Raw genomic sequence first — 13,052 nt, forward strand, 5'->3', positions numbered from 1 at the left:
GTATCGCTATATATTCGTCCATCGGAGCTACTTTAACTAAACAAGACATTGAGTAATGAATTAGTCATTAATTCTACTCAGGAAGGCGAACGGATTGCGCTGTTGCAGGATAAGCGGCTCATTGAGTACCACTTCGACCGCAACGACACCAACTATTCGGTGGGCGATATCTTCCTGGGCACTGTGAAAAAGGTGATGCCCGGCCTCAACGCGGCCTTCGTAGACATTGGCTACGAAAAGGACGCGTTTCTGCACTACGGCGACTTGGGCGAGCAATACCCCTCGTTTACGAAGTGGGCACGGACCGTGCAAAGCGGCCGGGCCCCCGCGGCTAGCCTTAACCAGTTCACGTTTGAGCCGCCCCTCGAAAAAGTGGGTAAGGCCGACAGCGTGTTTAAAAAAGGCCAGCAAATTGTAGTGCAGGTCATCAAGGAGCCCATTTCCACCAAGGGGCCCCGGGTGAGTACCGACATTTCGATGGCGGGCCGCTACCTCGTGCTAATGCCGTTTTCGAACACGATTAGCGTGAGCAAAAAGATCGTGAGCAAAGCGGAGCGCGACCGGCTCAAGCGCCTCATCACCAGCATCAAGCCCGAGAACTTTGGCGTCATCATCCGCACCGTAGCGGAGGGGCGCGACGTGGCCGAGCTGGATAAGGACATGCAGGACATGGTGGGCAAGTGGGAGCAACTGTACACCACGCTGCGCACCGCCAAGCCGAACGATAAAGTGCTGGGCGAACTGGGGCGCACCTCGTCGATGCTGCGCGACATGCTCAACGAATCGTTCGACAGCATTTTGGTCGATGCCCCGGCCATGTACGAGGAGATGCGCGACTACCTGCAGAAGATTGCACCCGATAAGCTCGGGCTGCTGAAGCTGCACAACACCAAGGTCAAAATCTTCGAGCAAACGGGCATTGAAAAGCAGCTTAAAACGCTGTTTGGCAAGACCGTGACCGTGCCCGGCGGCGGCTACCTCGTCATCGAGCACACCGAGGCTCTGCACGTCATCGACGTGAACTCGGGCAGTAAAAGCAACCAGGAAAACGATCAGGAAGCCACGGCTTTGATGATTAACCTGCTGGCTGCTAAAGAGGTGGCGCGACAGCTACGCCTGCGCGACATGGGGGGCATCATTGTGGTGGACTTCATCGACATGCGTGCTGCTGAGAGCCGCAAGAAGGTGGAAGACGCCGTGCGCGACGTGATGAAGGCCGACAAAGCCAAATTCACGGTGCTGCCCCTGACCAAGTTTGGGTTGCTGCAAATCACGCGGCAGCGCGTGCGGCCAGCTGAAACCATCGTGACCGGCGAGGTGTGCCCCACCTGCGGCGGCACGGGCCGCATTTCGGCCTCTATTCAGGTAACGGACGACATTGATAACAGCATCGACGACCTGCTGGTGGCCCAGAACCAATCGGGCCTCACGCTGTCGGTGCACCCCTTCCTGTACGCCTACTACACCAAAGGCTTGGTTTCGCGCCAAATGAAGTGGTATCTGAAGTACTACAAATGGGTGAAACTAGTAAAAGACAGTAGCTTGGGTCTCACCGATTACCGGATTGAGGACGAACGCGGCGAGGAAATTCAGCTTCGCTCGATGGCCGCGGCCATGAGCAAGGTGCAAGACCGGGAAATCGAATTTACCGACTAGGACCGCAGATTAAGCAGATTTAACGGATTTCACTGATTCGTCTATCAATGAAAAGCCCCGACTGTAATTGCAGCCGGGGCTTTTTGATGTGCACTTTATGATCTAAAAAAGCAGTGAAATCACGGTTGACCAGTCTAATCAGCGATTAAAATTTCATTCCCAGGTCTAGGGCGAATACGTTGTTTTTGATGGTGACGTCGCTGAAGCCCCGGGTTTTTTCGAAGTAATGGTCAAGGTTGACTAGGCCGCGGTGATAGCTCAGGCCTGCTAGTAACTTGGTGCTGCGGCCCAACTGGTACTCGGCGCCAAAAGCCACTAACGCATTAGCGTCAATAAATAATACGTGGCTCAGCGCGGTAGTTTCTTCGTTAGTGTCGGGGTCAGTGTACCGTTTTTCGCCATTGATGCGGGCTCCGATGGGTACGGCGAGCGAACCACCGAGTTGAAAATACAAACGCGTGGCTGGGGCAATTTCATTGGTGAAAAGCTTGACGGTCAAAGGCAATTCAAGATACTGCGTACTCAGTTTTTGCACATCGCCCTTTGGAATAAGCGGGTCATTTGGATTTAGGGCCCGATAATCTTTTTGGTAGGAATAGGTGCCACCTTTGCCGGTTAGCATCAAACCAGTGCTGAAAGCGTAGTTTTCGCCAAAAAAATAATCCACGATCAAGCCACCACCGAATCCTAACTGGCTCTTCTCGTCTTTGAACTGGTAAGTAGAGGCGGCATCGGTGCGTAGGTACGTGACAGAAGGCGATACTTTAATACCAATTTCGACCTGGGCCGAAACCGCTGTAGCACTGGCCACAAGAATCGATAAGGAAAGAAACAATCTTTTCATAAAATGAAGATAGAAAGAATGAGGGAATGGTTGCGGGTCGGGGCCCAGGTTGTGGCTAATTTTACCCGAAAGTTAGAAACGCGTGGATAAGAAAAGAATTGCTAAACGAGGGCCCTGGTCCGTTTTGCTGGCTGCTGCGCTGGCCTTGGCGGGCTGCGGCCGGAGCCAACCAGCTGGCTGCCGGCCCGATGCAGCTACCGACGCTCCCATGCCCGCCGTGCAAGTGCAGCGGCTGGAAGCTGCGTTTTTTAAAATCCAGGGCCCCAGCGGCGCGGTGGCATTTATGAACGCGCACCCGGCGTTCGCGCGCTTTTATTTACAGCGGCGTACGGCTACCGATACTACCGGAGCCACCGCCTTGGCCCGCCTGGCGGCCGAACCGCACTTGCGTGAACTGGCGCAGCAGACGGCCGCTGCCTTTCCGGACAGCGCCGCGCTGGGCCGCGACCTGGGGGCCCTGTTCGGACGGGTGAAGTATTACTTTCCGGGGTTCCAGGCTCCGCGCGCGGCCACGTTTGTGAGTGGGTTTGAGGGCAAAGATATTTTTGTGAACGACAGTTTGCTGGTGCTGAGCCTCGACTGGTTTGCGGGGACCCAAGCCAAGTTTCGGCCGGTGGAAATGCCCAAATATATTCTGCGCAACTACACGCCGGCCAACTTAATGCCATCATTGGCATTGCGCGTAGCCACCAAGTACAACCGCCACGAGCTGCCTGCTAATACCATGCTTGATGCTATGGTGAGCGGTGGCAAGGCGCTATATTTTGCGGGCCGCGCGCTGCCTTGTGTACCCGATTCGTTGTTGTTGGGCTTTACCAGGAAAGAAGTGGTGGGCGTGACTGCCAACGAGGGTAAGATATGGGCCCATTTTCTGGAGCAAAACCTGCTGTACAACACCACACCTTTCACCATCCAGAAGTACGTGGGCGAACGGCCCAACGTGCCCGAAATTGATGCTACCTGCCCCGGCCGGGTGGGCCAGTGGGTGGGATTGCAAATTGTGCGCAAGTACATGAACGACCACCCTAACGTGACTTTAGCCCAGCTTATGGCAGCGCGCAGCGCCCAGAAGCTGCTTAACGAATCGCACTACCGGCCCAAGCGGCAATAAGTGAGCGGGTGAATGAGTGCTGCCCACATGGCATTATGCTCATTCACTCATTCACTCATTCGCCCACTCATCCATTGACTACGTGCACATTGCTGTCTTCAGCCAGTACCATACCAACCCCGACTGCCCGGCCACCAGCCGGCACTATGCGCTGCTGGCCCATATTGCCCAGACCCACCGGGTAACGCTGCTGACCACGCCCGCTTGGCGTGGGCAACGGCTGACGCACGAGTTTCCATGGGTGCCGGCTGGGGTAGAAATTCGTGAAGCCAGCATCCCATACGATAATAAGATGGGCCCCGCGCGCCGGGCCCTGGCGTTTGCGCAGTACGCGGCGTGGGCCGTGCGGGCGGGGCTGCGAATGGAGAAGCCCGACGTTATCTGGGGCATCAGCACGCCGCTGACGGCGGCTTGGGCAGCGGCGCAGGTGGCGCGCTGGCGGCGGGTGCCGTGGGTGTTCGAGGTGCAGGATTTGTGGCCGGCGTTTCCGGTGGCGATGGGGGCCGTGCCCACGGTCCTGGCCCGGCAACAGCTATTTGCGCTAGAGAAACGGTTGTACCACAGCGCCCAGCACATTTTGCCGCTCTCGCCCGACATGACGCGCTACGTGATTGACTTGGGCGTTGCTGCTGAAAAGGTAACCACCGTGCTCAACGGCACCGACCTCGACTTGGCGGCCCGGGCCACGCCGGCGGCCGTGGCAGCGCTGCGGCAGGACCAAGGTCTAAATGGCAAAAAAGTGGTGCTCTACGCCGGCACCTTCGGCCGGGCCAACGATATCCCGACGCTAATAGCTGCGGCGGAAATACTGGTGGCGGCCGACCCCGACGCGGTGTGGCTGTTTCTGGGCCACGGCTACTACGAGCCGCTAGCGGCGGCGGCGGCGGCGCGTTGGCCCGGGCGCATCCGGCTGGTGGGCGGGCTACCACGCCACGCAGTGTTTGCCTGGTTTGGGCTGGCCGATGTGGCTGTGGTGTCGTTCCTGAACTTGCCGGTGCTCGACGCCAACTCGCCCGCCAAACTCTACGACGCGCTAGCAGTGGGCACGCCGGTGGTCGTTACCAACCAAGGCTGGACCAAAAAGCTGGTCGAAACCCACGGTTGCGGCTGGTACGTTCCGGCTGGTGACGCCCCGAAACTGGCCGCTCGCTTGCGCGAATTGCTGGCCCAGCCGGCGCAGCTGCAAGCGGCTGGCCAGCGCGGCAGGGCCCTGGCCGCCAAAGAATTTGACCGTCAACAACTGGCTGCGGTAGTGCAGCGAGTGCTGGAAAATGCGGTGACCTAACGGCCCGCTACTGGGGCCCCCGGTGCAGCTTTGCAGGTTTATTCGGCGCTGGCTTTGGGCTTTGCTGCTTTTGGTGGGACAAGGCCAGCCAGCGGCGCCACGTTCTTTTCGAAATACAAGCAGCTGGGCGCCAGCGGGCAAATGCCGCACTTGGGGCTGCGGGCTACGCAGATGTAGCGGCCGTGCAGAATTAGCCAGTGGTGGGCTTTGGGGATGAGGGCCTGGGGAATGTGGCGGACCAGGCCTTTCTCGACGGCCAGGGGCGTGGTGGCAGTTTTGGGCACCAGGCCCAGGCGGTGCGACACCCGAAACACATGCGTGTCGACGGCCATGGCGGGCTGGTTGTAGATAACAGATGCCACGACGTTGGCCGTTTTACGGCCCACACCGGGCAGACGCTGCAATTCGTCGAGTTGGCTGGGTACCTCACTGCCAAAGTCTTCCGTCAACATCCGGCCCAGCCCAGCGAGGTGTTTCGCCTTGTTGTTGGGGTACGAAACGCTGCGGATGAAGGGAAAAACTTCGTCGGCCGTAGCGGCGCCGAGGGCGGCAGGGGTGGGAAAGGCCGCCAGCAGTGCTGGCATCACTAAGTTTACGCGCTTGTCGGTGCACTGAGCGCTCAGCACCACGGCCACGATGAGCTCGTAGGGGTTACGGTAGATGAGCTCGGTTTTGGGGGCCGGGAAGTGGACAGTGAAGTAATCGAGGAAGAAGCGAAACCGCTCAGGACGGGTCATAAACGAAGAATTGGCGCGGCCAGTAAGCAAAAAACCATCCCAGGCGCTGCGGCGAGCAGCGCTTGGGATGGCAAAGGTCGGGCGAAATTCCGGGGCCTAACTGCCGGTCGGAAACGTACGCGAGTATTCTAAAATGCGGGCCGATACCGCCGGGCGGGGCTCGCAGCGCAGGCCGTCGAGGGTGCGCTGGGCCAGCAGTAAGTCAGCGCAGGCGATGGCCAGCTCGGAATCGTGTTGGAGAGCTTCTTCCACTTCGGGCAAGGCACTAGCTGGCAATTCGTTGTACACGTAGCGCAGTAGGGTCGTATAGGGTAAGGTTTGAATCATAGTAAGACGGGTTTACGGCCATTTTCTTCCGTAGGTTTATCAGGGCGTAGCGCATCCGGCCGAGGGCCGTGTTAATGCTCACCCCGGTGGCGTCGGCAATTTCTTGAAAGCTCAGGTCGCCGTAGTGGCGCATGAGCAGCACTTCTTTCTGGGCCGGGGGCAGCTCCTGGATTAGCTCCCGCAGGCGGGCGTGGGTTTCTTCGCGGGCCAAGGCATCGTCGGCTCCTTCTTCCGAATGGGCGAGCGAATTGGCTAAAGGCCCGTCGCCGTCGAGGCTGAGGTGGGGCACACGCTTACCGCGGCGAAAAGCGTCGATGGCCAGGTTGTGCGCAATGCGGCACAGCCAGGGCCCAAACTTGCCTTCGTCGTTGTAGCGGCCACTTTTCAGCACGTGGATGGCTTTAATGAATGCGTCTTGGAGGAGGTCTTCAGCAACGTCTTCGTCGCGTACGATGAGCAGAATGGTGGTGAAGGTCCGGCTTCGGTGCCGCTCAAGCAGCATCGCGAAGGCGGATTCCTGGCCGGCCAGGTAAAGCGAAACGAGCGCGGAATCGCTCAGCTGCATGGATTCCATAAAGGACTACGGATAAGGGGAACGTAGAGCTTGAACCGATAGTATGCAGCTTGAGAGATTACAGGAAATAAAACGGAAGATACCGGTTGTAAGCAGAACGTTGCAAGCGGTTGCCAAATGTAGCGGCGCACTTAGGGCATCCGCAAGGCAGTTGAGGCAAAAATGACAAAATATTTTTAGAAATCGGCGCAACCTTCCTAAAAACTTCACGTCGGACTTCGATGCACGACTAAAGCCCTAGCCTTCGGCCTGGGCCAACCAAGCGTGGGCAGCGGCTTCGTCGGTGAAGGTAGCAATGCGGCAATCGGTGCTAGCGGCCGAAACCACAGCCGTAACGGCCTGTTGCGCCCGCAGCGGCGATACCAAAAACGCCAGCCGCACCGCAGCCGCGTAGCGCCCCCGCAACGCTGGCGCAAAAGTGGTGCCGAACCAAGCATTCACGGCGGGTTCTACCACATCTTCGCGGCGGCGCAGGTCGAGTAGCCAGCGGCTGCACCCGGCTGCGTCGGCCGCTGTTAGCACGGCTTGGTAACCGGCTTGCAGCTCCTGGGGCGTGATTTCGCGCTGCCAGCGGGCGATGAGGGCCGGTAGGTCAGGGCGGTACACAAGGTCGAGTCCGTAATTGGACATAGCAAAGGCTAAGGCGCAGCGCAAGGTAAGCGGTGGATTGGATGTAACAAGCGCTGCTTTGGGCCCGGCGTTGGGCGGGCTACCTTTGCCCGGCGGGGCCGCGCAGCACGCGCCGGGCCCGTGTTTCTGTTATGAACCCTGCTTCGCCTGCCGCCCCCGCGGCCCCTCACGACCCCTACGCGGCCCTGCGCCTGCCCGATTTTCGCCGCCTGATTACCGCCCGGGTTCTGTTCTCTGTGGCTACCCAAATCCAGGGGGTGGTGGTGAGCTGGCAGATTTTTGAGCTCACCAAAGACCCGTTGGCACTGGGCCTTATTGGGTTAGCCGAGGCCATTCCCAGCATCACAGTGTCGCTCTATGCCGGGCACGTAGCCGATTCGGTGCGCCGCAAGCGCATCATTGTGCCGGCTGTGGCGGTGCTGTTTTTGTGCGCCCTGGCGCTGTTCTGGCTGGCGCACCCGGGCCAGGCCGACCTGCTGGCGCGGGGCCGGCTGCACCTGGGCGTTTTCAACGCCACGGTGGTGTGGCCGCTGTATTTAGTCATTTTCGTGAGCGGCATTGCGCGTGGGTTCATGGGGCCCGCGCTGTTCTCGTTCATGCCGCAGCTGCTGCCCGATCGCAGCTTCCTGCCCAACGCCGTGACTTGGAATTCAACTACTTGGCAGGCCTCGGCGGTGCTGGGGCCTGCTATTGGCGGTTTGCTATTCGCGCATTTGGGGAAGGAGTTTGCTTACGGTGTCGATGTGGTAATGGAGGGCTTGGCGCTGGTGCTGTTCATCACCATTGCCAGCCGCGAGCTGCCGCCTATTGAGGGCGAGCGGCTGAGTTTGAAAGAGAGCATTTTGAGTGGAGTTAAGTTCATCTTCGGCAACCAGATTGTGCTGGCGGCCTTGTCGCTGGATATGTTTGCCGTGCTATTTGGCGGGGCCGTGGCGCTGTTGCCCATTTTTGCTTCCGATATCCTCAAGGCGGGCCCCGACGCCTTGGGCTACCTGCGCGCCGCGCCGGCGGTGGGCTCGGTGGCCATGGCGGTGTGGCTCACGTTCTCGCCGTTGAAGCGCGGAGCGGGCCGCAAAATGCTGTGGGCAGTGGCCGGCTTTGGGGCCGCCACCGTGGCCTTCGCGCTGTCGACCAATTTGTACTTGTCGATGTTTTTGTTGTTTCTGACCGGAACCTTCGATTCCGTGTCGGTTATTGTACGCTCGACGCTGGTGCACACCTACACCCCGGAGTACATGAAGGGTCGCGTGTCGGCGGTGAACAGCATTTTCATCGGCTCCAGCAACGAACTGGGTAGCTTCGAGAGCGGCGCGGCGGCCAAGCTGATGGGTACAGTGCCCAGCGTGGTGTTTGGGGGCCTGATGACGATGCTCGTGGTGGCCGTGACAACGTGGAAGGCCAATAAGCTGCGCGGCCTGGAAATGGGCGCGGGCAAGAAATAGCGGCCCGCCGGGGCCCTATTCGCAGCGCACGTAGGGCCGCAGCTTGGCCCAGTCGTCGGGCTTCAGGGTCGGGATTTGCTGTAGATCTTCGGGCTTGCGGTAGGGGCCGTGCTGCTTGCGGTAGGCCACGATAAGGCGGGCCAGCGGCTTGCGGATGTAAGGATGCAAGTAGAGCTCGTCGAACGAGGCCGTGTTGACGTTCACCAGCTGCGGGGCAAAGCCCGGCTGCACGAACGTGTACTTGCGGAGGCTGTCCACCAAATCGGGGGCGTCGCGCAGCACGAACACCTCGCCGAGCTGATCGGCCCGCAGGTAGCCGCCGAGCTGGTTACGGTACTGCACCACCCACTTGGCCCGGCCCGCGCCAATGCCGCGGATTTGCATCAATTGTGTGGTGTCGGCCGCGTTCAGGTCGAAGGGCTGGAGGTGCTTGGGCTTGCTGGGGAACTTGCTGGCGGCGAACGGCGGGAACTTGCCCGGGGCCCCGGCGGCGTAGGCGGGCCGCTCACCACGGACCGGCAGCGCCTCAGGCAGTTGCATGAAGGGCGCCAGCCGCTGGTATACTGAATCTTCCAGGCCGTACATTTTCTTGATTTGCGCCTTGGCGCGGAAGCCGCCCGCCGCGTCGCGGTACTTCACGATGCGCCCGGCCACGAAGTGTGGCACGCCGCGGGCCTCCCAGCCCTCAGGCGTTAGGGCGTTGGGGTCGAAGGGCCCTAATGGCACCTGGGCCACAGCGGGGTAGCGCGCCGCCCGCTCGAACGGGCGCGGGGCGTAGGCACGGCCCGGGGCCCGGTTGGCGGCCAGGTTTGCCGCCAGCTGGTCGAGCTGCTGCTGATCGGCGGCGGGCAGGTACTGGGGCTGGGCGGGGTGCCAGAGCAGCGGCAGCAGCAGGGCCCCGGCCAGCACGGCCAGCAACCCCACCATGCCCCGGGCTTCGGCGCGCGAGTAGCCCATGTAGCGCCGCGCCCAGCGCAGGGGCCCCGCATCGGCCCAGGAGCGCCGGGGGCGCGGCGAAGGTTTCATAGCAAAGTGGTTGAGCACCCGCCAAAACGGGTGCGGAAGCGGAAGGGTGGAAGCGCTTGGCGTTTATAAAGAGCGCGCAGCTCCTGCAAACGCTACGCGGGGTGCGCGGGGTGCAAAATAGCGCCGGAGGTAATGGAATTGAGTCTTTATAACCACGAAGCTGTTGCTGAAATCGGGTTCCGCTCATGCTGAGCGTAGTCAAAGCATCTCTACCGCATCGCTGAACGATTGATTTAGTGAGCGGTAGAGATACTTCGACTGCGCTTAGCATGACGTTCTGATTGACCTCAGCGACTTCCTAAACAGCTTTTATGTAGAGCTCTTAGCGGCCGGCGTGGGCGGCTACCCAATCGCCGATGATTTGCAGGGCGCTAGGCGCGAAAGTTTCTTCGATGGTGCCGTACTCGCCAATGGCCCCAGTGGGGGCGGTTTGGAATAGGTGGTTGAGGCTGGGCAGTGCCTGTGTGGTCACGTCGCGGTTGCCGCCTGCTTTTAAGCCCTGGGCAATGGCCGCCAGGTTGGGGCCTGCGGCTACCTGCACGTCTTTTGTTCCGCCGAGGGCCAGCACCGGGCAGTGCACGCGGGGCAGGGTTTGGGCGGGGCGGTCGGCCAGCAGGTGGCGGTAAGCGGGCGAGAGCAGCACGTTGATTTTGCCGTCGGCCTGCGCCAGGGCCCCCGGGCTGGCCGCGCCGCCGGCGCCAAGCAAGGGGCGCAGCTTGGCGCGGGCCTGGGCGTCGTCGGGCGTTTGCGCCACGATGGTTATTAGTTGACGCTGCATCTTTTCGGCGCTCTGCAATTGGGCTGGGGTGGCCCCGCCCAGCTTGCCCAAGGCCAATACCTGCTGCACAATCAGCTCGTTGCCGGGCAGGCCGGGGGCAGCCAGCAGCACCAGAAAGTTGGGCCCCTGGGGCTGGCCAGCGGCGGCAATAGCGGCGGTGCCGCCCTCGCTGTGGCCCAGCAGCCCCACGTGCGCCGGGGCAATGCCTGGCCGGGCCCGCACGAATGCCAGCGCCGCTCGTGCATCGGCGGCATAGTCGGCGCTAGTGCTCGTGGCCTGCGAGCCGCCCGACTGGCCCACGCCGCGGTCGTCGAAGCGCAGCACGGCAATGCCGCGCCGGCTGAGGTAGTCAGCCAGCACCCCAAAGGGCTGGTGGCCAAACAGAGTTTCGTTGCGGTCTTCGGGCCCCGAGCCCGTCAGCAGCACCACGGCCGGGAAGGGCCCCGGACCGGCCGGCGTGGTAAGGGTGCCGGCCAGCACTACGCCGGCCGGGGCGTTGGTAAACGTTACGTCGGCCGACTGGTAGGGGAACGGCGGCTTGGGGGACTGGGGCCGGCGGGGGCCCGCTAGCGACCCCGCCGCGGCGCGGGCCAGCGTGAGGGGCAGGGCCTGGCCGCTTTGGTGCCACTCGCCCACCAGCTGCTGGCCCGCGGCGCGGCGGCCGGCAAAGTAGGCCTTGGCCTGGGGCAGGCGCAGGTACACGCTGTCGGCGGTGGGAGCGGTGAATTGCACCGGCAAGCCCTGGGCGTTTTGCATCGGCACGTCGAGCGTGGCCGTGCGGGGGCCCCCGGCGGGGTCGGCGAGGTGAGCCGTGAGGCTGAGGGGACCCAGCGCGCCCGTCCAGTCGCCGGTGAGGCTGGCAGGGGCTTGTGCGCAAGCACCGAAGGGCAACGCCAGCAGCGCCGCGCCGCCCAGCCACCCGAGGGCCTGCCGAGCGGCGTTAATAAGTAGTGGTAATACCATGCTGCAATACTACGGCCGGCCGCTGCGCCTAGCCGCGGGCCCGGATGGGGCGAGTGGGCTTGCGCGGGGCCGCGCGCTTCACGGTCACGGGCAAGGGGGCCCCGGGCAACTTGGTCTGGAGCGCCACCCACTCGTGGATGTTCTTCAGGGCTTCGGGCGAAAACGTGGGTTGCTGTGCCCCGTCTACCACCGTCCACTGGTCGGTGGGGGCCTCAAAGAGGTGGTTTACACCGGCCAAGCGCTGGGCCGTGGCTGGGTTGTGGGCGCGGTTCAGGGCTTTTTGCAAAGGCGTCATGTTTTGGCGCACCGATACTTGCAGGTCCTCCGTGCCGTTGAGCAGCAGCACCGGGCACTGCACCTGGGCCAGGCGGGTTTGCGGGTCGAAATCGAAAAAGTAACGCGACCAGGGCGAGGTGAGCTGCGCCGCCCGGGCCCGGGCCATGTTCGCGTCGAGGCCCGTGTTGGCGCTGCTGAGCAGGGCCGTGACCTTGGCGCGGGCCGTGGCGTTGTTGGCCGTTTGGCGCACCAGCACCACGGTGCGGGCAAAGGCGTCCTGGGCGGCTTTCACCTGCGACGGGTCGGCGCCGATCAGGCGCATGATTTCACTTTGCTGGCGCAGCAGCACGTCGTAGCCCGATTCGCCGTAGCCGGCCAGCGACACCACAAAGGCCGGCGCCCGGCCGCTGGGGGCCCCGGCGGCCAGCAAGGCCACGTTGGCGCCTTCGCCGTGCCCCAACAGGCCCACCCGCCCGCCCGATACCAAGGGCTGGGACCGCAGGCAAGCCAGGGCGGCCTGCGCGTCGGTGGCCAGGTCGGCGGTGGTGGCAGTGGCATAAATTCCCTCCGATTTGCCCACGCCGCGGTCGTCGAAGCGCAGCACGGCGATGCCGTGGCGGGTGAGGTAGTCGGCCAGCTGCCCAAACATGCGGTAGCCCGATACTTCCGCGTCGCGGCCCTGGGGCCCCAAGTCGGAGAGCAGCACCACGCCCGGGAAGGGGCCCTCGCCGGCCGGTACCGTCACGGTGCCGCTGAGGTGTTGGCGGGTGGTGGGGTTGAGAAACGCAACGTCGGACTCGCGGTAGGGCGGGGCGGCGCGCAGGCGGTTAGCGGCCTGCTTCGAGGCGGCGGCGCGCAGCAGCACCAGCGGCGCCGTCAGGCCCGGCTGCGTCCAGGTGCCGCTGAGGCTGGCCCCGTCGTTCAGCACCTTGCCCACAAAGCGACTGCCAGCCTGCTCGATACGCAGCGTGAGGTCGTCGCCCTTCACTTCCACTTCCACCGGCATGCGGCTGATGCGCTGCTGCGGGGCGTCGAGGGCCGCGTAGTAGGTACCATTGCTAAGCGGCACGATGGTGATAATGAGGGTAATCTCGCCGCCGAGTAACTTCAAGGGGCCCTTCCACTGGCCGTTGAGGGGCGCGGGGCCCGCCGCTGGGGCCCCCGCCGCGCGCACCGGCTGCCCCAGCGAAGTAAGGAGTAAGAAAGCGACAAGTATAAATTTAATCATAAAATAATTATATCGAAAGCTGCTCAGAAATGACGTTGCGAGTATTCAGGGTTTAAAAATACAAAAAATGCGTTAATGTTAAGAAATTTCTCGGCGAACGTTGCTTGGGGCTGACCGGCTAGCCGCGTGGCGGTAGCCCAGCGGCGGCGGGCTTCCTTTGCGGCGCGGGCGGAAA

The 13,052-nt window shown here is 62.2% G+C and carries 12 protein-coding genes; 4 read left to right on the forward strand and 8 right to left on the reverse strand.

The window, feature by feature from the left end; translation table 11 throughout:
• The first annotated feature begins 48 nt into the window (after positions 1 to 48).
• A complete protein-coding gene (locus AXW84_RS02635; protein WP_068228273.1) occupies positions 49 to 1,656 on the forward strand; it encodes an Rne/Rng family ribonuclease in 1,608 nt (535 codons plus the stop codon).
• A gap of 145 nt (positions 1,657 to 1,801) precedes the next feature.
• Here the strand turns inward: AXW84_RS02635 and AXW84_RS02640 are convergent, their stop codons facing one another.
• Positions 1,802 to 2,500 carry a porin family protein gene (locus AXW84_RS02640; protein ID WP_071889803.1) on the reverse strand — a complete coding sequence of 233 codons (699 nt, stop codon included), beginning with the start codon at positions 2,498 to 2,500 and terminating at the stop codon, positions 1,802 to 1,804.
• 82 nt (positions 2,501 to 2,582) lie between these two features.
• On the opposite strand from AXW84_RS02640, the gene AXW84_RS02645 reads away from it, so the two are divergent.
• Positions 2,583 to 3,611, forward strand: a complete 1,029-nt coding sequence (locus AXW84_RS02645; protein ID WP_442905603.1) for a gliding motility protein GldB-related protein — start codon at positions 2,583 to 2,585, stop codon at positions 3,609 to 3,611.
• An 82-nt stretch (positions 3,612 to 3,693) separates the two neighbouring features.
• Positions 3,694 to 4,896, forward strand: coding sequence for a glycosyltransferase family 4 protein (locus AXW84_RS02650; protein WP_068228281.1), 1,203 nt, complete (start codon positions 3,694 to 3,696; stop codon positions 4,894 to 4,896).
• Between the two features lie 38 nt (positions 4,897 to 4,934).
• Here the strand turns inward: AXW84_RS02650 and nth are convergent, their stop codons facing one another.
• From nth to AXW84_RS02670, 4 genes are all read right to left on the reverse strand, one after another.
• The gene (nth, locus tag AXW84_RS02655; RefSeq protein WP_068228284.1) at positions 4,935 to 5,633 is read right to left on the reverse strand and encodes an endonuclease III; all 699 of its coding nucleotides are present in this window, start codon (positions 5,631 to 5,633) and stop codon (positions 4,935 to 4,937) included.
• Between the two features lie 96 nt (positions 5,634 to 5,729).
• Complete coding sequence (locus AXW84_RS02660; RefSeq protein WP_236943233.1) at positions 5,730 to 5,960, reverse strand: hypothetical protein; 231 nt, start codon at positions 5,958 to 5,960, stop codon at positions 5,730 to 5,732.
• The gene (locus AXW84_RS02665; protein ID WP_068228291.1) at positions 5,899 to 6,534 is read right to left on the reverse strand and encodes an RNA polymerase sigma factor; all 636 of its coding nucleotides are present in this window, start codon (positions 6,532 to 6,534) and stop codon (positions 5,899 to 5,901) included. Before AXW84_RS02665 ends, AXW84_RS02660 begins: the two co-directional genes overlap by 62 nt.
• Positions 6,535 to 6,771: 237 nt before the next feature.
• Entirely contained in the window at positions 6,772 to 7,164 is a 393-nt protein-coding gene (locus AXW84_RS02670) for an STAS/SEC14 domain-containing protein (RefSeq protein WP_068228294.1), read from the reverse strand.
• A gap of 131 nt (positions 7,165 to 7,295) precedes the next feature.
• On the opposite strand from AXW84_RS02670, the gene AXW84_RS02675 reads away from it, so the two are divergent.
• Positions 7,296 to 8,606 carry an MFS transporter gene (locus AXW84_RS02675; protein WP_082773657.1) on the forward strand — a complete coding sequence of 437 codons (1,311 nt, stop codon included), beginning with the start codon at positions 7,296 to 7,298 and terminating at the stop codon, positions 8,604 to 8,606.
• 15 nt (positions 8,607 to 8,621) lie between these two features.
• Here the strand turns inward: AXW84_RS02675 and AXW84_RS02680 are convergent, their stop codons facing one another.
• From AXW84_RS02680 to AXW84_RS02690, 3 genes are all read right to left on the reverse strand, one after another.
• Positions 8,622 to 9,632, reverse strand: a complete 1,011-nt coding sequence (locus AXW84_RS02680) for a ComEA family DNA-binding protein (protein ID WP_068228298.1) — start codon at positions 9,630 to 9,632, stop codon at positions 8,622 to 8,624.
• Between the two features lie 322 nt (positions 9,633 to 9,954).
• On the reverse strand, positions 9,955 to 11,373 hold the full coding sequence (locus tag AXW84_RS02685; RefSeq protein ID WP_068228301.1) for an alpha/beta hydrolase: 1,419 nt from the start codon (positions 11,371 to 11,373) through the stop codon (positions 9,955 to 9,957).
• 28 nt (positions 11,374 to 11,401) lie between these two features.
• On the reverse strand, positions 11,402 to 12,877 hold the full coding sequence (locus tag AXW84_RS02690; RefSeq protein ID WP_068228305.1) for an alpha/beta hydrolase family protein: 1,476 nt from the start codon (positions 12,875 to 12,877) through the stop codon (positions 11,402 to 11,404).
• Between the last annotated feature and the right edge of the window lie 175 nt (positions 12,878 to 13,052).

The organism is Hymenobacter sp. PAMC 26628 (genome assembly GCF_001562275.1).
Lineage (GTDB): Bacteria > Bacteroidota > Bacteroidia > Cytophagales > Hymenobacteraceae > Hymenobacter.